This is a genomic window from Microcystis sp. M015S2 (genome assembly GCF_020245945.1).
Taxonomy (GTDB): Bacteria; Cyanobacteriota; Cyanobacteriia; order Cyanobacteriales; family Microcystaceae; genus Microcystis.
In genome coordinates, this window is the sequence record NZ_JADBTX010000019.1 from 25,910 (window position 1) to 46,681 (window position 20,772).

General features: G+C 44.9%; 17 protein-coding genes and 2 pseudogenes. 8 read left to right on the plus strand and 11 right to left on the minus strand.

The window, feature by feature from the left end:
- Positions 1 to 53 precede the first annotated feature (53 nt).
- Positions 54 to 296, plus strand: coding sequence for a DUF8620 family protein (locus IM473_RS04980; protein WP_002740130.1), 243 nt, complete (start codon positions 54 to 56; stop codon positions 294 to 296).
- Between the two features lie 105 nt (positions 297 to 401).
- Here IM473_RS04980 and recQ read toward each other — a convergent pair whose 3' ends face one another.
- The 3 genes and pseudogenes from recQ to IM473_RS04995 all read right to left on the minus strand — a co-directional run.
- Positions 402 to 2,507, minus strand: coding sequence for a DNA helicase RecQ (gene recQ, locus IM473_RS04985; RefSeq protein WP_287657871.1), 2,106 nt, complete (start codon positions 2,505 to 2,507; stop codon positions 402 to 404).
- A 108-nt stretch (positions 2,508 to 2,615) separates the two neighbouring features.
- On the minus strand, positions 2,616 to 3,227 hold the full coding sequence (locus tag IM473_RS04990; RefSeq protein WP_287657870.1) for a DUF3318 domain-containing protein: 612 nt from the start codon (positions 3,225 to 3,227) through the stop codon (positions 2,616 to 2,618).
- Between the two features lie 312 nt (positions 3,228 to 3,539).
- A pseudogene (locus tag IM473_RS04995) lies at positions 3,540 to 3,746 on the minus strand (zinc ribbon domain-containing protein); the annotation flags it as partial.
- Positions 3,747 to 3,748: 2 nt separating this feature from the next.
- Between IM473_RS04995 and IM473_RS05000 the strand changes: the two are divergent.
- A pseudogene (locus tag IM473_RS05000) lies at positions 3,749 to 3,940 on the plus strand (type II toxin-antitoxin system HicB family antitoxin); the annotation flags it as partial.
- A 194-nt stretch (positions 3,941 to 4,134) separates the two neighbouring features.
- Here IM473_RS05000 and IM473_RS05005 read toward each other — a convergent pair.
- Complete coding sequence (locus IM473_RS05005) at positions 4,135 to 6,213, minus strand: thioredoxin domain-containing protein (protein ID WP_287657868.1); 2,079 nt, start codon at positions 6,211 to 6,213, stop codon at positions 4,135 to 4,137.
- A 77-nt stretch (positions 6,214 to 6,290) separates the two neighbouring features.
- Between IM473_RS05005 and IM473_RS05010 the strand changes: the two genes are divergently transcribed.
- A complete protein-coding gene (locus IM473_RS05010) occupies positions 6,291 to 6,899 on the plus strand; it encodes a chromophore lyase CpcT/CpeT (protein WP_004163859.1) in 609 nt (202 codons plus the stop codon).
- Here the strand turns inward: IM473_RS05010 and hemB are convergent.
- The 3 genes from hemB to def form a co-directional block, all read right to left on the minus strand.
- Positions 6,896 to 7,876 carry a porphobilinogen synthase gene (gene hemB / locus IM473_RS05015; protein ID WP_002733412.1) on the minus strand — a complete coding sequence of 327 codons (981 nt, stop codon included), beginning with the start codon at positions 7,874 to 7,876 and terminating at the stop codon, positions 6,896 to 6,898. The two genes, IM473_RS05010 and hemB, sit on opposite strands and share 4 nt — an antisense overlap.
- A gap of 116 nt (positions 7,877 to 7,992) precedes the next feature.
- Positions 7,993 to 8,649, minus strand: a complete 657-nt coding sequence (gene folE / locus IM473_RS05020) for a GTP cyclohydrolase I FolE (RefSeq protein ID WP_287657867.1) — start codon at positions 8,647 to 8,649, stop codon at positions 7,993 to 7,995.
- Between the two features lie 426 nt (positions 8,650 to 9,075).
- Entirely contained in the window at positions 9,076 to 9,618 is a 543-nt protein-coding gene (gene def / locus IM473_RS05025; RefSeq protein WP_287657866.1) for a peptide deformylase, read from the minus strand.
- A 120-nt stretch (positions 9,619 to 9,738) separates the two neighbouring features.
- On the opposite strand from def, the gene dnaA reads away from it, so the two are divergent.
- Positions 9,739 to 11,073 carry a chromosomal replication initiator protein DnaA gene (dnaA, locus tag IM473_RS05030; protein ID WP_287657864.1) on the plus strand — a complete coding sequence of 445 codons (1,335 nt, stop codon included), beginning with the start codon at positions 9,739 to 9,741 and terminating at the stop codon, positions 11,071 to 11,073.
- A gap of 142 nt (positions 11,074 to 11,215) precedes the next feature.
- Here the strand turns inward: dnaA and IM473_RS05035 are convergent, their stop codons facing one another.
- Together IM473_RS05035 and IM473_RS05040 are read right to left on the minus strand one after the other, a co-directional pair.
- The gene (locus IM473_RS05035; protein WP_287657863.1) at positions 11,216 to 12,166 is read right to left on the minus strand and encodes a heme o synthase; all 951 of its coding nucleotides are present in this window, start codon (positions 12,164 to 12,166) and stop codon (positions 11,216 to 11,218) included.
- 13 nt (positions 12,167 to 12,179) lie between these two features.
- Entirely contained in the window at positions 12,180 to 13,100 is a 921-nt protein-coding gene (locus IM473_RS05040) for a COX15/CtaA family protein (RefSeq protein ID WP_287657861.1), read from the minus strand.
- A 314-nt stretch (positions 13,101 to 13,414) separates the two neighbouring features.
- On the opposite strand from IM473_RS05040, the gene IM473_RS05045 reads away from it, so the two are divergent.
- The 3 genes from IM473_RS05045 (at position 13,415) to IM473_RS05055 (ending at position 16,835) form a co-directional block, all read left to right on the plus strand.
- The gene (locus IM473_RS05045) at positions 13,415 to 14,380 is read left to right on the plus strand and encodes a cytochrome c oxidase subunit II (RefSeq protein ID WP_287657859.1); all 966 of its coding nucleotides are present in this window, start codon (positions 13,415 to 13,417) and stop codon (positions 14,378 to 14,380) included.
- 29 nt (positions 14,381 to 14,409) lie between these two features.
- Positions 14,410 to 16,086 (plus strand): cytochrome c oxidase subunit I, encoded by a 1,677-nt coding sequence (gene ctaD, locus IM473_RS05050; RefSeq protein ID WP_104397273.1) that lies wholly within the window; start codon positions 14,410 to 14,412, stop codon positions 16,084 to 16,086.
- A 125-nt stretch (positions 16,087 to 16,211) separates the two neighbouring features.
- Entirely contained in the window at positions 16,212 to 16,835 is a 624-nt protein-coding gene (locus tag IM473_RS05055; protein ID WP_024970698.1) for a cytochrome c oxidase subunit 3, read from the plus strand.
- 321 nt (positions 16,836 to 17,156) lie between these two features.
- On the opposite strand, the gene IM473_RS05060 is transcribed toward IM473_RS05055, so the two are convergent.
- Both IM473_RS05060 and IM473_RS05065 read right to left on the minus strand, forming a co-directional pair.
- Entirely contained in the window at positions 17,157 to 17,519 is a 363-nt protein-coding gene (locus tag IM473_RS05060) for an acyl carrier protein (RefSeq protein WP_004163872.1), read from the minus strand.
- A complete protein-coding gene (locus IM473_RS05065) occupies positions 17,497 to 19,296 on the minus strand; it encodes an acyl-CoA dehydrogenase family protein (RefSeq protein WP_287657857.1) in 1,800 nt (599 codons plus the stop codon). Before IM473_RS05065 ends, IM473_RS05060 begins: the two co-directional genes overlap by 23 nt.
- A 258-nt stretch (positions 19,297 to 19,554) precedes the next feature.
- Between IM473_RS05065 and IM473_RS05070 the strand changes: the two genes are divergently transcribed.
- Positions 19,555 to 20,628: a calcium-binding protein gene (locus IM473_RS05070; protein ID WP_287690368.1), complete on the plus strand. Its 1,074-nt coding sequence runs from the start codon at positions 19,555 to 19,557 to the stop codon at positions 20,626 to 20,628.
- The last annotated feature ends 144 nt before the right edge of the window (positions 20,629 to 20,772 follow it).

The window sequence follows — 20,772 nt, forward strand, 5'->3', positions numbered from 1 at the left end:
GTGCTATACTTTTTCCTGAATAAACTGTATAAATAACCTAAGTTTTTGATGCAATGAAAGAGCAATTTGTCAAGTGGTTGAATAGAATCTTAATATTTGATGTGTTTTTAGTGATAGCGGGTTTTCTCTGGTTTGCCGTGGCTGTTATCGGTGAATCCACAGGAATTCCCCTAGGATTTAAACTTTTTCAGCGTCTTTGGCTGCCCCTATTCAATCCTGCTATTAGTATTTTAATTGCGGGGGCGATTTTAAGCTGGGCGATTAATAAAATTCAAGAACGCTTGTCCCCTAAATAGGGTTTGCTTAATTCAGTGATCAGTTATCAGTGATCAGTTATCAGTTCACTTCCCCACTTCATAATTCATAATTCATAATTCATAATTCCCCCTCTCCTATAGTTTTTAAAGTCTTCTTTGCCAAGCAACAACTAATTTAATTTCCTCATAACTATAATTATCTCCCAGATTTTCTTTGAGAGTTTTCAGGGATTGAACGCCAACTTTTTTAATCGCTAAACGAATATATTCCTGTTTATTCTTAGAAACTAACTGATTAATATCAATTTCGTAACCAGCTTCCAGCAATTTAGCTAAATGTTCATAGATTGTTGAGACTTTTAAGCTTCTTTTGTGAGCGATTTCTTCCGCAGTCAAACCATCCTGATAGTATTGGAGAGTCAGGAATTGAGTAGAGGGAAGACTATCCTGACAAAAATCATTAATTGCCGCTATAAATATATCCCCATACTGTTGGACTTTGCTGTGTACTACTCCAGAAATTTGACGAAACTCCCCTAAACTCCGGGGTTTTGATTGGGCCATCAAACGCAGACTAGAATCATGGAAAATAACGTAGGGGGGAACCCCTTGACTATCGGCAATTTTTTTCCGCAGTTGCCGCAAGCGCTCGAATAATAAATCACTTTCCACCATATTGGGATTGTCGTCTCCCAAGATTTGACCGTTAGCTTTTTGGGGGACGGCAATAAACACGGAACGTTGTTTCCGCATCACTTCCCAACTGTGTTGATTAAGTTTCAAGATTCTAAAATCGTCTTCAGTTTCTACTAATAGATTTTGCTGGACAAGGGAACGACTTAAACGTTTCCACTCCCCGAGAGTTTTATCCTTACCGATGCCATAAGTGGATAATAAATGATGTTGATATTGGGTGATTCTTTCACCTTTTCCTCCCCTGAGTACGTTGATTATGTGCATCATACCGAATTTTTGTCCCGTCCGCGCCACACAGGATAAAAATTTTTGTGCCTCGATTGTCCAATCCTCAGAATTGTTCCCATTCCGACAGTTATCACAGTTACCACAGTTACCCGCAAAACTTTCTCCAAAGTAACCTAGTACGCTCGATCTTCTACATTCAGTCCCTTCAGCATAATCTAACACCTGTCGCAATTGTTGGCGGGCTTTCTGTTGTTCATTTTGCTCGGTTTTTTGGTTAATAAAATACTCAATTTTTCTGGCATCTGCAAAGCTAAAAAAGAGGGTACATTTAGCCGGTTCTCCGTCCCTACCGGCGCGGCCCGATTCTTGATAATATCCCTCTAAATTGCGGGGTAAATCGTAATGAACGACAAAGCGTACATCTGGTTTATTAATCCCCATACCGAAGGCAATTGTTGCCACCATAATCTGCACATCATCCCGAATAAAACGGGTTTGATTTTCGCTTCTTTCTCGATCATCCATACCCGCGTGATAGGGTAGGGCATTAATACCATCTTTTTGTAACTGTTCGGCAACTTGATCGACGGTTTTGCGGCTGATACAATAAACAATACCAGACCCTTTTTGTCCTTTAATATATTGATACAATTGCTGATAAGATTTACTGGTTTTAGGTTGAACTTCATAATAAAGATTAGGACGATTAAAACTAGCAATATGAATGGAAGTATCTCGCAATCCTAATTGTTGGATAATATCTTCCCTAACCTGTTGGGTAGCGGTGGCAGTTAAAGCCAGAATTGGCACGGAGGGAAAGCGTTGACGAACTTGTTTAATTTGTCGATATTCAGGGCGAAAATCATGACCCCAATCGGAGACACAGTGTGCCTCATCCACTGCTAAACAGGCTAAACCGAGGTAATTATCAATAACAGCTAAAAAGTCTAAAAAACTAGGCGATAATAATCTTTCTGGGGCAACATATAACAGTTTAATTTTCCCTTGCAGGATTAAAGATTCTCTTTCTCTAACTTGTTTAGCGTTTAAAGTACTATTGAGAAATGTTGCCCCGATGCCATTATCAGCTAAAGCAGTTACCTGATCCTGCATTAAAGCAATTAGGGGAGAAACCACCACCGTCACCCCTTTTTTAATTAAAGCAGGTAGTTGAAAACAGAGAGATTTACCGCCTCCGGTGGGCATAATTACTAATAAATCCTGATCATTTAAAGCAGCCTCAATTATTTGGCGTTGATTCGGTCGAAATTGATCGTAGCCAAAGTGATGTTTTAAGACTTTTTCTAAAGAGTCAATTGCAGCCATTGAGCAAGGGGAAAAATATTTTTATAGTAGTTATTTTAAGGTTAGGGATTTAAGTGATCAGTGATCAGTAATCAGTAAAAAGAAAGCCGGTAGCCAAAACAACTGACCTTAAGATTGTCTCACCTGATCGGGAACACCAACAAAGGAGAGATTGGCTAATTTTTTCAGATTTTGACAGCGCAATAACTCATTAAAATTGAGACTCGATCGCCCTTCAATTTCAGCTATAGTCTCAATAGCCGATAATAAACTTTTAGCGGCCTCGGTTTCCGTGTAACCGCGTCTAACAGCCACTTTTAGGGCTGCTTCATCTGCGTCTAATTCCCGTTGGGGGCTGCGTTTTTCTCGCCAAATCCGGTTAATTGCCAAGGCAGTTAAACCCCCCGCTACTGCCATCCCGACGGCATCGGTTTGCAGGGTTTCCACGCTTAAACCGATGATACCAGCTAGGGCAATTACTTGATCGAGATCGGGTTTAAACCATTTTACTGCCGTTAAAACACAGACGGCCCTTAACAAGACTAAATCCCGTTGGGGTCTTGATAATTGCCGCCAGAGGTCAAAATTAATTTGAATTGGTCTGACCCCTCTTTGCCAGGGCAGGGGAAAATTAGTTTCGATTACCTTGCTGCTTTCGGGTTTGCTGACAATGCGCGTCATCATCCTTCCCGAGGCGGGCATGAGGTCTAGTAAATGACTAATCTCGTTATCTTGGTTCATTGATCGCTGGCCAATAGTCTTCGATCATTGAGTATAATGGCTTTCCGAGTTAATATCTCTTTTCCGACAATTTTCTCAAAGTTGAACGAATCCGCGTCAGTCCCCACCGTTCGGCGGTTCGGCTGAACTCACCGTCGAAGCTCTCAGCAAGGCAATGGTGGGGAAGCACCATTTGCCCTGTACTTCTGGGGGTAGACTATGTTGATTATGCAGTCAGATTAAGCAATTTCTTTGGGGTAAATCCTGAAGTTGGGGAAACCTTGACATCCTCACCGCTGTAAACGGACGGTGATTCCTCACCACGCCACCTTTTTAGAATGGTCGCGTCAATGGGGTTAACGCGACCCGGGATGCCGCTACCTTAGCGGTAGTCTTACGCTTTCCGACCCGTCCATTTAGGGTCTCCGATTGCCCACCGGCGACCTTGACATTTACCGCAGCATTGATGTCTCGATCATGAAAAGTCCCACAGAAAAGACATTCCCACTCACGGATATTTAACGCCTTTTTCCCGCCGATAAGGAGGCTACTGGGCGGAAGTTCCCGCACTCCCTGGCTGCATAACAGAAGGGCATGGTACAGATGAACTCATCAATAACCTTCAAGATGCCATCCAAGGCTGGTTAGGGTTTGCTGAAAAAGCTTTTCCTGGGGGCAGGGTGTGGGGTGTGGGGTGTGGGGTTTTACCCATTTTCAGGGGGTCAATTACCTAATTTTCAGGGAAAAAGTACCTGAATTTTCCCCCCAATCACTCCAAAGGTCGGCACTTTTTGAGGGAAAGCAAGTCTAAAAACCCTATCCAACAAGGTTTTTAGATTTATTCAGCAAACCCTAGTTAGAAGTTGCCAACGAAAGCCAAACACCAGAGCCTATTTCCTAGGAGAGTGGGGAGCAGAGAGAAAAAACCTTAACCGAGTAGTATTGACTTCCCCACCATCACCCCGGCAATTTGTTGGTCCAACTGTTCTAAATTTTCCGCCGGTTCAAGACAGCATAACCCTTGACAAATTAACCCAAATGTGCTAGAGGGCAAACTGGCATCGACTCGATAGACCGCAGTGGGTAAATAGCGACTTAACAGCGGCTCGATCGAGCTTTCCGGGGCGCGCAGACAGAAACCGTGACGATAGTGATCGAGGGCAACAAATAAACTGGGGCAAGCGGTGGGGGACTGTTCGAGGATGGTACTAAAAGATTGCAAGGCCTTTTCGGCCCGATCGAGATATTCTAGATTTTCCGTCAATCGCGACAGACGCACTAAATTAGCGATCGCAATTCCATTGGCCGAAGGGGTGGCATTATCCGTATAACCCCGTTCTCGCACGATCAGATCGAGACTATGATCGGACGCAGTATTAAAATATCCCCCCTCATCCTCGGCCCAAAACCAGCGATCAAATTCCCCCTGTAAATCGATAGCCGCCTCTAACCAGCCAGTTTCTTGGGGATTAGCGGTTTGCAAGTCCAGCAAAGCCTTAATAAAATAGGCAAAATCCTCCGATTGGGCCAAAACCGAGGCCTGACCCTGATAATTCAAGCGCTGAAAACGTCCATCTAACCACTGATGCTTGAGAATAAACTCGGCCGCGACCGTAGCCATTTTCCAGTACAAAGGTTCACCAAAGACGGCAAAGGCCCGGGCTAAACCGGAAATCATCAAACTATTCCAAGCGACGATCATTTTCGTATCTGTTACCGCCGGAATCCGTCCCGGCCAAGAGACGTTTTTCGCCTCTTGATTGTCTCTGGCCGGGGGAAAAAGAGCTAATTGGGCTTGAGAACTGCCATAACGCCGAATAAATAACTTATCGAGGATATTTTCTATCTCCTTTGATAATTCTCCCCCTTGTCGACGTTGCAGCACATTACGACCCTCAAAATTACCCTCGCCAGTGACGGTAAAATTAGCCTGCAGCAGCCCCAATTCCTCGGTCGAGAGATAATCCCTTAACTCCAAATCCGACCAGACATAAAAGGCCCCTTCCTCCGGCTCCCCATCCGTGGCCTTCTCAAAACTATCGGCATCTTGGGCCGCATAAAAATAACCTTCTGGGGCGGTCATTTCCCGTTTTAGCCAGTTAACCGTGCCTTTAATCCCTCTCTCAAAGGCTGCCTCTCGATTACCCGCACTCCACAAATTGGCTAAATATTCGACAATTTGCCCGTTATCGTAGAGCATTTTTTCAAAATGGGGAACTGTCCACGTCGAATCCACCGTATAACGATGGAATCCTCCCCCCACATGGTCATAGATTCCCCCCAGGGCCAGATCTTCCCCCCGTTGATAGGCCGCTTGCCGGAGGGAATCCTCAAAATCGTCACCAAAGCGACTGCCCTGCAAAGCCAGATGAGAATATGGAATCATCGGAAAACTGGGCCGACCGTAATTATTGGGATTAACCCGAATCACCGCCGTATTTGTCTCGATTCCTGTGGCTAAAAGGGAAGTATCGGCTAAATTGGTCTCTGCTCGCGGTAAAATGACCGATTGACGCAGTGCGCCCAGCATTTCGGCCGTGAATTTGCTTAATTTCTGCTTTTCCTCGTCATAATAGCGACGTACCGATTGCAACACTTGCAAAAAACCGGGCCGGTTAAAGCGCGGTTGCACGGGAAAATAGGTGCCACCATAGAAGGGAATTAAACTATCGGGTGTTAGGAAAACATTCAGAGGCCAACCTCCTTGACCGACCATCATCTGCAATGCTTGCATATAGATACTATCGATGTCCGGTCTTTCCTCGCGATCAACTTTGATCGGCAAAAAATACTGATTGAGATAATCGGCAATGGCCCGATCGGAAAACGCTTCTCCTTCCATAACCGTACACCAATGACAGCTAGAATAACCGATCGAGAGAAAGATCGGTTTATCTTCTCTCCTGGCAATTTCTAAAGCGCTGTCACACCAATACCACCAATCGATCGGGTTTTCGGCGTGTTTTCGCAGGTAAAGACTTTCAGATTCAGCCAGATGATTAGCCATGGGAAAAGGGGTATTTTTGCTCTTGCTGCTTATTAGTTTAAGCTAATTAGAGACTAACCGGAATCAAGCCTCTGCTTATGCTGAAAACTTCGATCGCCCTAGGATTTTTTCTCACTCAATCTTTGCTCCTTAATCCGCAAGTGCAGGGGGTGGCTAATCATTTAATTGGGGTCATGGATACGACGCAACAAGCGCAGACTAACCCCCGCATTGCTAAGGTGCAAATGACCACCTGTGCCGTGGATTTTTCCCCCAAACAGGATAGTATTTATCTTTATCAGGAACAGGCAATTATCGATCGCTTAAATCAACCCTATCGTCAAAGAATTTTAGTCATTCAACCTAGCCCCGATAATTCCACTGTGGAATCAAAAGCTTATAAGTTAAATAATGCCCCTAACTTTATTAATTTTTGTAACAAAGACTTGACAGAAAGAAAATTAAATGTATCAGATTTGGCCGAGTCGGTGTGTACTGTGTTTTTAAAACCGATAGCGGGGGGTTATCGGGGAGAAACTCCCCCCCAGGGTTGTCCCACTAATGCCAGAGGTGCGGTGAAAATAACTAATACAATTATTCTACATTCCCAGGGCATGGATACCAGCGATCGAGGTTATGATAGCCTTGGTCGGCAGGTATGGGGAGCGCAGGATAATGTCTATCAATTTCGCTGGCAAAAACCCTAAAATCGGCTTTCTTGTTTCATTAATGCCACATCGGCAGCAAAATAGGTCAAAATCAAATCGGCCCCCGCTCGTTTCATACTGATTAAAGTTTCCAAAATCAGGCTTTTTTCGTCAATCCAGCCCTGTTTTGCCGCCGCTTTAATCATTGCGTATTCACCACTGACGTTGTAAGCGGCGACGGGAAGATGGCTACTATCGCGCAGACGACGGATAATATCGAGGTAGGCCAGAGCGGGCTTAACCATAATAATATCTGCCCCTTCTGTTATGTCTAAACTGGCTTCCCGTAAGGCTTCCCGACTATTAGCCCCATCCATTTGATAGGTTTTCTTATCACCAAATTTTGGGGCTGATTCTAAGGCATCTCGGAAGGGACCATAATAAGCAGAGGCATATTTAGCCGTATAAGCGAGAATTCCCACATCCAAATAGCCAGCCGCATCTAAAGCTCGACGGATCGCCCCGACCCTACCATCCATCATATCGGAAGGGGCGACGAAATTAGCCCCGGCTGCCGCTTGCGAGAGCGACATTTTCACTAAAACTTCCAGGGTTTCATCGTTGAGAATTTTACCGTCCTCCACAATACCATCATGACCATAAATCGAAAAAGGATCGAGGGCTACATCGGTAATAATAATTATTTCAGGGACTTCTTTTTTGATCGCTTTCACCGCCCTTGGCACTAAACCATCGGGATTATAACTTTCTCTACCGAAATTATCTTTTTTATCTTCGGCAATCAGGGGGAAAAGAGCGATGGCATTAATGCCTAAATTATAAGCATTAACCACTTCTTTGAGCAATAAATCAAGGGAATAACGATAACAATCGGGCATAGAAGGAATAGCCACCTTTTGATTTTCTCCCTCCATGATAAAGAGGGGATAAATCAAGTCATTAACGGTTAATTCAGTTTCACGAACAAGACGGCGAATCGCTGGAGTATAACGAAGACGACGGGGACGAATCAGCATGATAACAGCGCGTCAAAAATAAAAAGTAAACAGTAAATAGCTGGTTTTGCTCTGGTTTTTTGCCTAGGCAAAAACCGGGGATAGGACGATCAAATAATCCTGATCCCCCTGACTAATTAGTGAAAATCGGGACTATGACGAATCAAACTCATAAACTCTTGACGAGTCTTAGCAGAATCGGCAAAAATACCGCGCACGGCACTCGTAGAAGTCCAAGAACCGGGTTTTTCAACCCCGCGCATTACCATACACATATGAGTCGCTTCAATCACCACAGCTACCCCTTGAGGTTGTAGTAATCCTTGCAAAGCATCGGCAATTTGTGCGGTTAAACGTTCCTGCACTTGCAGTCGTCTGGCGTACATTTCACAGATGCGGGCAATTTTCGATAAACCGATCACTTTCCCGTTAGGAATATAGGCAACATGAGCGCGGCCGATTATCGGTAAAATATGGTGTTCACAGGAGCTAAACATATCGATGTCTCGGATTAAAACCATCTCGTTAGCATTCTCGTGAAAAACTGCCCCATTCAGCAATTCATCCAGGGATTGCTGATAACCAGAAGTGAGAAATTTTAGGGCTTTTACTACTCGTTTAGGAGTGTCTCGTAAACCTTCGCGATCGGGATCTTCTCCTAATCCTAACAGCAGTGTTCTTACCGCTTGCATCATCTCGGCTTCTGATACCGGCGATTTAGGTTCGGTAATCACTTCGGGAAAGTGATTGTAGTCATCATTGTGGAAAATTGCTTTGGACTTAGCTAAGGTCATAGATATTTTTACGGACTCCAATAGTTAATTAATCGGCAAAGTTTTCTGATTTTACCAATTGTCAATAAATACCCTTTGCTAGAGTATTTATTTTTCTGGGCATCTAGACGATAACTAATGAAAGCTATCGGGTTATTCCCTCGTCTCTGGGGTTATCTCCGGTGCGGAAATCTGGAAAAATTGATTTTCCTAGTCACCGAAAAAGTCTTGAGTATCTCCCTAGTTAATTGAGGGCAGAGTTCTAAAACACAATTAGTTTACTTTGTCAAGTAGTTCATTTGTTTGCAAAGGTGTCCTGTTTAGAATGATAATCGTTATCATTTTAACAAAAAATTCAGCTTTACCAACAAAAACTTTGTCGTCAGATAAATATAGTCCCGTTAAGCTGTTTAAACTATTTTGAAGATGTAGAGATATTTTGCGATTTTATCGCTTATATTCAGGAATATTACTGATTTTTTGATATTCTTCCTCCGAATATAAATCCGCCGGAGAGGCAAGGCGATCGAGAAAGAGGACTCCCTCCAGATGATCGTATTCGTGTTGAAAGATACGCGCCAGAAAATCGCTGAACACTTGACGGATTTCGCGACCATTGCGATCGCAATAAGCCACCTCGATCCACTGATGACGGGGGACAAAACCGCGTAAATTTGGGACACTGAGGCAACCTTCCCAACCCTTGACCATTTCCTCGCTGACCCGCAAAATGCGAGGATTAATCACGGCAGTGGGTGGCATCATCGGAGCGTCGGGATAACGAGGATTGGGGTGAGAAGCAACGATAAACAGACGCAGAGACCGAGCAACTTGGGGCGCGGCGATTCCTACCCCGTGGGCAGCTTGTACGGTGGTAATCAGGGAATCGATCAAATTTTGACAGTCAGCACCGAGAAGATTATCGATCGCTGCTGCTTTTTGCTGTAGAATTGGATTTCCTAATTGGGTGATTGTTAAAACTTGCGTCATCTGTCTAAAGATTAATTGTTTCCCTCTGAAAATTATTTTATCGTCAACGGCAAAATATCGCTAAACTGATAAGGTTTCCCCGCAGCAGCACTAGAGCAACTTTGTTAATCAAAATTAACCGTGGACAGCAGAGCCCAACAACTTTGGCATAATCTCCTAGAGCGTCTAAAATTACTATTAACCCGTCCCGCTTTCGAGACTTGGTTTCAAACAGCGACGGTTAAAGAATGGCAAAACGATCGCTTAGTAATTCAGGCAGCCAATCCCTTTATTCTTAACCATCTTCAGAAAAATTATCTGTCAACAATTGCTGAAGTGGTCGAGGATATCGTCGGTTATCCCGTCGAGATTCAACTAACGGCACAACAGGGCGATTCGATCGCTATTTTCCAGCCTCACACTAGCTTAGAATTAGAATTATCTCCCGGTAATCAACTTAACCCTAAATATAATTTTTCCCGTTTTGTTGTCGGTCCAACCAATCGTATGGCCCACGCGGCTGCTTTAGCGGTGGCGGAATTACCCGGGAGGGAATTTAACCCGCTTTTTCTCTGTGGTGGGGTGGGATTAGGTAAAACCCATTTAATGCAGGCCATCGGTCATTATCGTCTAGAATTATATCCCCAATCCAGGGTTTTTTATGTATCCACGGAACAATTTACGAATGATTTAATCACCGCTATCCGTCAAGATAGTATGGAAAGTTTTCGTAATCATTATCGCCATGCCGATATATTATTAGTGGATGATCTGCAATTTATTGAAGGAAAAGAATACACTCAAGAAGAATTTTTTCATACCTTTAATACCCTGCACGAAGCGGGAAAACAGGTGGTTTTAGCCTCCGATCGCCTCCCCAAACAGATTCCCAGTTTACAGGATCGTTTAATTTCTCGCTTTTCTATGGGATTAGTCGCCGATATCCAAGCACCGGATATCGAAACTCGTATGGCAATTTTACAAAAAAAGGCCGAGTACGAAAATCTGCGTCTCCCAAGAGAAGTTATCGAATATATTGCCGTTAATTATACTTCTAATATTCGCGAATTAGAGGGGGCATTAATCCGGGCTACTACTTATATTTCTATCTCCGGATTGCCGATGACGGTAGAAAATATCGCGCCGGTTTTAAATCCACCAATGGCCAAAATTGCCACTTCTCCTGAGATTATTATGGCGGTAGTAGCGGAAAAATTTCAACTCTCAATCGCCGATCTAAAAGGAAATTCCCGCCGACGAGAAATTAGTTTTGCCCGACAGATTGGAATGTATTTGATGCGTCAACACACGGATTTAAGCTTACCGCGCATTGGCGAAGAATTTGGCGGCAAAGATCACACCACCGTTATTTATAGCTGTGATAAAATCAACCTTTCCCAGCATCAAGATCGACAATTACAAGACATCTTAGCCCAACTAATCGAGCGAATTAACTCCCTCAGTCGCAATCAGTAGTCGGGGGTAATTATGAATGATGAATTATCAATTATGAATTGGGGAGATGGGGAGATGGGGAGTATTTTCAGTGAACAGTAAACAGTAATCGGTGATCGGTACTGATAACTGATAAATGTTTACTGATAACTGATAACTGAGATTAACTACAGGAGAATAAACTGGCAATTGTAGCGATGAGACGAGCGGTCATGGGTAAACTATCGATCACCATAGCTGTACATAATAACATCATGTAAAGAATGGAATATTTAAACAGCGATCGAGCCATGTCCCGATCAAAAGGATTCTGTTTTAATCGCCAAGCTTTTTTCAGGAAAACAAACCCTAAAATTAAAGCCGCTACACCATAAACCACACCAGAGGCAGCCAAGGGATAAATCAGGAGGAAAGTGAAAGGAACGACGATTAAAGTATAGAGCCAAATCTGCTCGCTAGTGGCTTCTTCTCCTTTAACTACGGGCATCATCGGGATATCCACTTCTGCATAATCATCCTTGATCATTAAAGCTAAAGCCCAAAAATGGGGAGGAGTCCAGAGGAAAATAATTGCGAATAAAATCCAGGGAATCCAACCGAGATCGCCCGTTACTGCCGCCCAACCGACGAGGGGAGGAATCGAGCCAGCCGCGCCACCGATAACAATATTTTGGATACTATGACGCTTGAGCAGATGGGTATAAATCAGCATATAAAATGCGATGCCGGTCATTGCTAAAAATCCGCTCAAAGTATTGACAAAAAAGACAAAAAGTGCTAGGGAAAGAGAGGCTAAAACGAGGGCAAAAATGAGGGCGTGGAGGGGTTGCACGCGACCGGAGGGGATCGGACGGGCGCGAGTACGAAGCATGGTGTGATCGATGTCGCGATCATAGATGCAGTTTAAGGTTTGAGCGGCGGCGGCGGCGAGAGTGCCACCGAGGAGGGTAAGAAAGAGTAAGAGAGGGGAAACCTGACCTTTAGAGGCGATTTCCATAGAAGCGGCTGTAGTAATCAGCAGTAGAGGAATAATTCGCGGTTTGGTGAGTTGATAATAACTTTTAGCGACTTGTAAAAAATTATCGTGGTGGCGAAGGGCTTGAGTTCCAGTCATCGTGATTAAATCCTTAGAGATGGCTTATAGGTGCGAAAGAACGATCGCGAAGGGCAAAAGTGGTAAAAGCGACGAGGGTTGCCACCAATAGCGCACCGATGCTGTGGTGGGTAATGGTTAAGGGTTCCACCTGGAGATGCAGTTTCAGGGTGGCAACGCCCAAAAACACCTGTAGGGCGACTAATCCCCCGGCGCTAAAAGCTAGTTTTTTAAGGAGAGGATGGATAGCGGCAGCTCGCCAAGCGAAGAAAACTAGGGTTAACACCGAGACAGTGGCGGGAAAAACCCCGATAATGTGGCTATTCATTACGGTGCAGAGTTGGGAAACCGTTAAACACTGATGGGCCGCCCAACGGGAACCGACGAGACCGCCGAGGAGACATTGCAGATAAACTAGACCGGTGGCGACTATTCCCATCCCAGTTAGTTTCCCGACCCTACCTGTGCCACGGTAGGGAGTCAGACCGATAGCAATGACGATTAGGGTGGCAAAAAAGAGCAAAGCTGTGGCTAAATGGGCGGTTACGATGTCAAATCGCAGTAATTGGGTGACGGTTAATCCTCCTAGGACTCCTTGCAGGAGAATTAAAGCCAAAGCGGCGATCGCAGATGGCAACAGCCAAGGGGGAAGATGGCGACGATACCACCAAGACAGACCGACGAGAGCGATCGTACTAAACCCGATCAAAGAGGCATCGAGACGATGAAACCACTCCAGAAATACCTGTAGATTCATCTGCTGACTGGGAATCCATTGACCGTAACAGAGAGGCCAATCGGGACAAGCTAAACCGGCGTTCATAACTCTGGTGGCAGCGCCCACCACCATGAGGGCGAAAGTAGCGATCGCAATTTTCCAGACTAAGCGGCGCATCCACACCTGAATATTGCCGGTTTCTCTTAGGGGTGTCGGGTTAAAAACAGATTCGGTCATCGGTTTGCCTGTTCTCAAGGAGTCTGTCATCAAAGATCATGGCTTTGTTTGCCAGTTAGTTATCACTGTGAATGAGTTTTTTTACGACCGGTAAAACCTTTTAGATATTCTTTAGATTTCTGGCCATTTCCGTTACATTTGTTTACATAAACTCAGAATAAAATATAAAAATTAGTGATTTTAAATACTTTCCCTGAAAACGATCCCAAAGAAAAGATAAAATTCTCAGAAGATGCTGGTTAAATTTCCCATCTATAGGGGAATCATGTTTTAGCCTTGAATAAGTAGCCACTATTAAAAATATTGAAAAGACCGTGAAAATTCCCAGCAGTATCCTGACGCTCGTACTCGGGATCACTTTAACCTTAATTAGTCTCTGGTACGGCCAAAATCATGGTTTAATGCCTGTGGCCGCTTCTGAAGATGCTCAGGAGATAGATAATATCTTTAATCTGATGATGACCATCGCCACGGGACTATTTTTAATAGTTGAAGGCGTGATCATCTATATAGTGATTCGCTTTCGCCGTCAACCGGGGGATCAAACCGACGGGCCGGCAGTGGAGGGCAATGTCCCCCTAGAAATCTTCTGGACAGCCATTCCGACGGTAATCGTCTTTATCCTTGCCGTCTATAGCTTCGAGATTTATAACAATATCGGCGGTCTCGATCCCTTGATTTCCAAGGGTGACAAAGGAGAAATCGCCCACCACGGTCATCACCACGGCACGATGATGGCCATGGGCGGCGATCGCAGAGTAGCCCTAGGAATCGGCAATTCCTACGATGGTGAAGGAGTTCCCCCCCTAGTGGTCAATGTTAAAGGTATTCAATACGCTTGGATCTTCACCTATCCCGAAACTGGCATTGTTTCCGGGGAACTGCACGCTCCCGTCAATCGCCCCGTGCAACTGAATATGGAAGCGGGAGATGTGATCCATGCTTTCTGGGTTCCCCAATTGCGTCTAAAACAGGACGTTATCCCCGGACAGGAAACGGTGTTATCGTTCACATCCAATCAAATTGGTCAATATCCGATCATTTGTGCGGAACTTTGCGGGGCCTATCACGGTGGCATGAAATCTAGCTTTGTGGTTCACTCCCAAGCAGATTACGACCAATGGGTGCAGGATAACACAATCGCTGAAGTTGACAGCGATCAAACCGTAGCCATGACCGCTAAAGATCGCTCTGATAGTCAATATTTGACCCCCTACACCGAAGAAATGGGCATAGACGCTGAAATCCTCGCCCAAGTTCCCCATCAGCACCAAATGTAATTTTTCTTGTCATCTAAAATCTTGGCCTTATGACAGCATCAACGGAAATAACCACCCCAGCAACCGTTCCCGAGGTGATTCATCACCGCAAGTGGACCGATTACTTTACTTTCTGCACCGATCATAAAGTCATCGGTATTCAATATCTGGTGACTGCCTTTCTTTTCTTCTTTATTGGCGGTGCTTTCGCGGAAGTGCTGCGGACAGAATTAGCCACTCCCGACCCCGATTTCGTCTCCCCAGAACTATATAACCAATTCATGACCATGCACGGAACGATCATGATCTTTCTTTGGATCGTTCCGGTTGGGGCAGGTTTTGCCAATTATCTCATTCCCCTGATGATTGGGGCGGAAGATATGGCTTTTCCTCGTCTTAACGCTGTGGCTTTCTGGCTTAATCCCCCCGGCGGGCTGCTATTGTTATCCAGTTTCTTTGTCGGCGCACCCCAGTCCGGTTGGACTTCCTACCCACCTTTGAGCTTAATTAGCGGCAAATGGGGGGAAGAATTGTGGATTTTGAGCCTTTTATTGATCGGGACTTCTTCGATTTTAGGCTCGATTAATTTCATCACCACAATCCTGAAAATGCGGATTCCTGAGATGGATTTGTACAGTATGCCGCTATTTTGTTGGGCAATGCTGGCCACCTCGACTCTGGTACTGCTTTCCACCCCCGTTCTCGCTTCTGCTCTCGTTCTCTTGTCCTTTGATTTAATCGCTGGCACGAGCTTTTTTAACCCCGCCGGCGGCGGCGATCCGGTGGTTTATCAGCATATGTTCTGGTTTTACTCCCATCCTGCTGTTTATATCATGATTTTGCCCTTTTTCGGCACTATATCGGAGATATTACCAGTTCATGCGCGTAAACCGATTTTTGGTTATCGAGCGATCGCCTATTCCAGTCTCACCATCTGTTTCTTGGGTTTAATCGTTTGGGCCCACCATATGTTCACCAGCGGCACCCCCGGTTGGTTACGGATGTTTTTCATGGCGGCAACTATGTTAATCGCCGTTCCCACTGGCATTAAAATCTTTAGTTGGTGTGCCACTCTTTGGGGCGGTAAACTGAGTCTCAATACGTCTTTATTATTTGGGATCGGTTTCCTGTCTTCCTTCCTCATCGGTGGTTTGACCGGGATTATGTTGGCTTCTGTTCCCTTCGATATCCACGTCCACGATACCTATTTTGTCGTCGGTCACTTCCACTATGTACTATTTGGTGGTACGGCAATGGCCTTATTTTCTGCCGTTTACCATTGGTTCCCGAAAATGACCGGACGGATGTATAACGAGACTCTCGGTCGTATCCACTTTGTTCTCAGTTTTATCGGTTTGAATTTAACTTTCATGCCGATGCACGAATTGGGATTATTGGGTATGAACCGTCGTATTGCCCTGTATGATGTGCAGTTTCAGGATTTAAATGTTCTTAGTACCGCAGGAGCTTATATTCTCGGTATATCGAGTATTCCCTTCGCTATTAATATGGTCTGGAGTGCCTTTAAAGGTCAACCCGCCGGTCGTAATCCTTGGCGCGCTTTAACCCTAGAATGGCAAACTTCCTCTCCCCCAATTATCGAGAATTTCGAGGAAATGCCGATTCTTTGGTCCGGCCCCTACGATTACGGTATTGATATGGAAGAATCGGAAGCAGAGGAATCAGTACAAGATATCCTCGCTGAAGTGGGCGCCGAATCGCAATAATCAGTTATCAGTTATCAGTTATCAGTTATCAGATGTGAGTTTTCAGTTCACTGATTACTGTTTACTGTTTACTGATCACTGAGAAAAAGCTCCCCGTCTCCCGTGTAAACTAAGGACATTCAATCATGCAAGGTTCAACGCTCGAAGATTCTCAACTCTCTGTCAATTATCATCAGGAAACGGTGGAACACGGGCATCATGGCCACCCGGATCATCGCTTATTCGGTTTGGTTTTGTTTCTAGTGGCGGAAAGTTCCATCTTTTTAGGCTTATTTACCGCTTTCTTGCTCTACCGTACCATGTTACCCGTTTGGCCCCCCGCCGGCACGCCCGAATTAGAATTAACCCTACCGACAATTAACACGATTATTCTGGTGTCCAGTAGTTTTGTTATGCACATGGGACAAAAGGCAATTAAACAAAACAATAATGCCGGTTTACAATTGTGGTTCGGCATTACTGCCCTGATGGGAATTATCTTCCTTTGTGGTCAAGGATACGAATATTATCACGCTGAATTCGGTCTGACAACTAATGTTTTCACCAGCGCTTTTTATGCCTTAACCGGATTCCACGGTCTCCACGTTACCTTCGGTTTAGTGCTGATTCTATCGGTCCTCTGGCGTTCTCGTCAAAAAGACCACTATTCTAGTCAATCTCACTTTGGTGTGGAAGCGGCAGAATTATACTGGCATTTCGTCGATGTGGTCTGGATTATCCTATTTTTACTGGTGTATATCTTACGCTAATTTTTGTTATTTAGTAGGAGAAAAGGGCGATCAAGTGATCGCCCTTTTTTATATATTTCAATTTATAAGTAGTCGTACAAAATAAATTTCCTAGTGGTGAGAGGGAACTCCAGAACTGCGGAACGGGCAACAGAAAAGAAATACAGCGATTGTTGCTTTACGGAGAAATGGGTAATTAATTTTGTTTAGGTACTTAGCAATTCCTATACTGGTGAGTAGAGAACAGAGCCAATTGATAACTAATATAGGTGGGTTACGGCGAATACTAGATAATTTTCCCTAGCATAAATTGTCGTCGCCTAACCCACCCTACACCTAAAATTAACGACGACCGAATAAACTCCAACCTTTGCCACCACTAACGGCCGGTTCAGCTTTTTCAGCGACGGGAGCAACTTCTGCGGGGGTTTCCTCACCGGAAAGATTAGAAAGATCGTAGTTTTCTACTAGGAAAAGAGACGCTTTTTCAATAGTAGAATGATCCCAGAAAAGGGTAGAAGGTAACTCTTGACCGACCCAATCTTCTAGATCACCCACCATCGTTACCGCATCGATCGAATCTAAACCATAACGGGTTAAAGGTTCAGTCACATTAATCGTTTTTGCATCCAAAGATAACTGATCGGCTAACTGTTTGACTAACCAATTTTGTACGAGATTATTAAGATTGGAGTTGGAGTTCATGGGTTTTTTCCTCGGTAGTTTGTGAAGGGGCTAATTGAAAAGGCACGATCGAAAAATGTTGATTTTCTCGATATAATTTCAGCAATTCTTGGGCAACATTTTCTACATACACCTCAGATAGAGTGTAAGGCAGCGGCCGGAGAGTTCGCAGTAATCGGTGTAAACTCAACACCAACCATTCCCCCCGGGCAAAAAATTCCCCCAAGATGGAACGATTATAAAGCCAAGTGTGTAAACAAGCGGAAGCAGCGTGTAAAGTACAGTATTTCTTGGCAATCTCGAACAATTCGGGTGATTGGTCGTGACCATACTCGAATTTCGATTGACTAATCTGTTCATCGTGAGCATTTAGTTCCTCTAAAACTAAATTACCCAACATCAATAGATTTTCTAATACTTCCCGGTCCACCTCCTGAGAATCTTTCAATCCCTCTAGCATATCAAGGGCAATCTCTAAACCTTGCAGGGAATCATCCATTCCCCGGCCAAATAACTCTAAATTATTGGGTTCAAAGGGAGGAACCGACTTTTCTAGGCTAAAAATCGCCTCTAAACGGGTTGTTAACGCCGACATGGTGCCCGAGTTGCGTTTAGCCCGATATTTGGTTAAAGGACGCAATTGTAGGATTAAAGCATGAAGATTGACGATCGAACTGCCGTCAAACATACTGATAATCGAATTATCCCGCAGTAGCTTCTGGAAGATGCCGAATTCGTGTTCTTCTCGCATATAAAAACGCGACCCCAAGACCACATAAACACTATTAACCATCTCCTCCAGACGGACGGTGACAAAATATTTTACCACCGAAGCCCAGACGCTAAACTGTTCGGGGATAATATGAAAACCTCTCGCGGCCGGAATCGTCTCGCAATCGCAAATAAGGATGTCAAGGAAAGCATCCACGAGAGTGCGCCGGGGTTGGGGCAAATCCATCACAGTTTTGTTATAAATTACCCGATTAACGGCAAAACCGAGGGTAGTTCTTAAAGCGGTATCGGCTGCCCCGTGGGAAAAAGCGGCGCACAACATTCGGGTGATTTGGAAACCTTTCAGGGCTAATTCTAAACCGTCTCCCTCCTCGCGTAAACGCATAGAATCAGGGACGAAACAATCCTTAAAACCAATCCCACTCATATCGGAGGCGCGCACGCCATGGGTGTATATTTTCGGTAAATTATAGTATTTTTCGGGGTCTAATTGCCGTTTATCTACCATAAATAGGGTTAAACACTTCGGACCGCCGTTAGCATCGGTTTTCGCCAAAATAAAGGAAATTCCAGAGATAGTCGCCCGGTTAATCGGCCATTTCTCCCCATTGAGAATATAACCTCCTTCCACCTTCGTCGCGGTCAGATCACCATTGATCAGATCGCTGCCGTGTTCCTTTTCCGAGTAACCCAGACACATCGCCCCATAGTCATCCATGATAAAACGGGCGAGCTTCTGTTTCTGTTCTGGGGTTCCCGCCATCCAGTTTAAAAACGACCAGAATAGGGTAGTAAAAGCGATACCGATAGTTTGATCCCGTCGGGAAAGTACGCGCACAAAAGCGACAAATTCCTCAAAAGAGGTGAACTCACCGCCGCAATCCGTGGGAATGTAGTAGTGTTGGAGTTTCCAGTCGTATAACCAGCGAATTTCCTCGTGGGGAAATTCTTCGCTCTCGTCAATTTCGATCACCCGCTTGTAGGATAGAGGGTTATCGGGATTGAGAGGATCGCCTAAGTCTTTTTCCAGTGCTTCAGCAGTCCAGTATTGCTTAAGCTTTTTCATAGTGCCTCTAGGACAGATACAATGTGCTTTTCGTCAATGCCTTCGGTTAGAAGACCCGACCATTCACAAAAATTAATGACCATTCTAGACGTTTTGCTGTAGAGTAGCAATAATTATGCGATGTGCAACTAAAAACGACGGAATCAGGGTTACCGAGGATACTTTATCTCTGCCGATTTCTGAAAGCCTTGGAAATCAAGACTAAAAATACAGTTGCACAGGGTGTAAATTATGTAATTGTTAAGGAGGATTAAATTTATGCCCCTAGTTACGGGAAATGGCCTTAATAACACCATTACTCCATCTTCGGCATCAGCCGGAGTCACTGGATGGTATTTGGGACTCGGGTCGAATGATACCCTCGATGGTGGCCTGGGTGCCGACACTATGGATGGTGGTGATGGCAACGACACCTACTTCGTGGACAATGTGGGCGATATCGTCAAGGAATTCTACGATGATGCCCTGGGTGGGACAGCTGATACAGTATTTGCCTCAGTCACTTATTCCCTAGCACCAGGGACATTTTATAACCAAGGACATGGGATTGAGAACTTGACCCTGACGGGGTTTGGCAATATCAACGCTACTGGCAATAGCAAAAACAACATCCTCAAGGGCAACAGTGGCAGCAATGTCCTCGATGGTGGCCTGGGTGCTGACACTATGGATGGTGGTGATGGCAACGACACCTACTTCGTGGACAATGTGGGCGATATCGTCAAGGAGGTCTTCGATGATGCCCTAGGTGGGACGGCTGATACGGTATTGGCCTCAGTCACTTATTCTCTAGCACCGGGGACACCTGGGAACCAAGGATATGGGATTGAGAACTTGACCCTGACGGGGTTTGGCAATATCAACGCTACTGGCAATGGTAAAAACAACATCCTCACGGGCAACAGTGGCAGCAATGTCCTCGATGGTGGCCTGGGTCTGGATACTCTCACTGGTGGTGCTGGAAACGATTTCTTCAGGCTCAACAACGTAGCGAACCGTGATCTGATCACCGACTTCTCTGTACCCGCTGACACGATCATTCTGGCGAACAGTCTTGACAGCACTTTAGCCGGATCCTTGAATCTGGGGATCAAGGGTCTGATCTTTAATAGTGGTAATGTGAACGGAAGTGTCCTTAACTCTGCCTGGTTTTTCAAGGGAGCGGGGTTCACTGGGGGAGCATTGGGAAACCTCTCCGGCATCTACGTCAACACTAGCAACGGCGACATCTGGTATAACGATTCCAACCTCGTCGGTAGTTACCTAATTGCCAATGTTGGTGCTGGTGCCGCATTTGGCATGACTAATGCTGACTTCGTTTACGGATTGTAAGTCTTCTGAGAGGGGGACAAGCGAGCTAGAAGGTAGATAGGGCAAGCGATATCGCTCTTTGTCCTTTGATGTAATCCTTCAACCGATAGCGGCTAATTTGCATTAGCTCTTCTATATTTTTTTGGAACATTTGATGTAGCCCGA

Excerpts from the sequence above, each read along its gene's own strand:
- IM473_RS05010 (WP_004163859.1), top strand. The coding sequence starts at position 6,291 with ATGCTGAAAACTTCGATCGCCCTAGGATTTTTTCTCACTCAATCTTTG.
- IM473_RS04990 (WP_287657870.1), bottom strand. The coding sequence starts at position 3,227 with ATGAACCAAGATAACGAGATTAGTCATTTACTAGACCTCATGCCCGCC.
- IM473_RS05055 (WP_024970698.1), top strand. The coding sequence starts at position 16,212 with ATGCAAGGTTCAACGCTCGAAGATTCTCAACTCTCTGTCAATTATCAT.
- IM473_RS05035 (WP_287657863.1), bottom strand. The coding sequence starts at position 12,166 with ATGACTGGAACTCAAGCCCTTCGCCACCACGATAATTTTTTACAAGTC.
- def (WP_287657866.1), bottom strand. The coding sequence starts at position 9,618 with ATGACGCAAGTTTTAACAATCACCCAATTAGGAAATCCAATTCTACAG.
- IM473_RS05070 (WP_287690368.1), top strand. The coding sequence starts at position 19,555 with ATGCCCCTAGTTACGGGAAATGGCCTTAATAACACCATTACTCCATCT.
- IM473_RS05005 (WP_287657868.1), bottom strand. The coding sequence starts at position 6,213 with ATGGCTAATCATCTGGCTGAATCTGAAAGTCTTTACCTGCGAAAACAC.
- folE (WP_287657867.1), bottom strand. The coding sequence starts at position 8,649 with ATGACCTTAGCTAAGTCCAAAGCAATTTTCCACAATGATGACTACAAT.
- hemB (WP_002733412.1), bottom strand. The coding sequence starts at position 7,876 with ATGCTGATTCGTCCCCGTCGTCTTCGTTATACTCCAGCGATTCGCCGT.
- recQ (WP_287657871.1), bottom strand. The coding sequence starts at position 2,507 with ATGGCTGCAATTGACTCTTTAGAAAAAGTCTTAAAACATCACTTTGGC.
- IM473_RS05065 (WP_287657857.1), bottom strand. The coding sequence starts at position 19,296 with ATGAAAAAGCTTAAGCAATACTGGACTGCTGAAGCACTGGAAAAAGAC.
- IM473_RS05040 (WP_287657861.1), bottom strand. The coding sequence starts at position 13,100 with ATGACCGAATCTGTTTTTAACCCGACACCCCTAAGAGAAACCGGCAAT.
- IM473_RS05060 (WP_004163872.1), bottom strand. The coding sequence starts at position 17,519 with ATGAACTCCAACTCCAATCTTAATAATCTCGTACAAAATTGGTTAGTC.
- ctaD (WP_104397273.1), top strand. The coding sequence starts at position 14,410 with ATGACAGCATCAACGGAAATAACCACCCCAGCAACCGTTCCCGAGGTG.
- IM473_RS04980 (WP_002740130.1), top strand. The coding sequence starts at position 54 with ATGAAAGAGCAATTTGTCAAGTGGTTGAATAGAATCTTAATATTTGAT.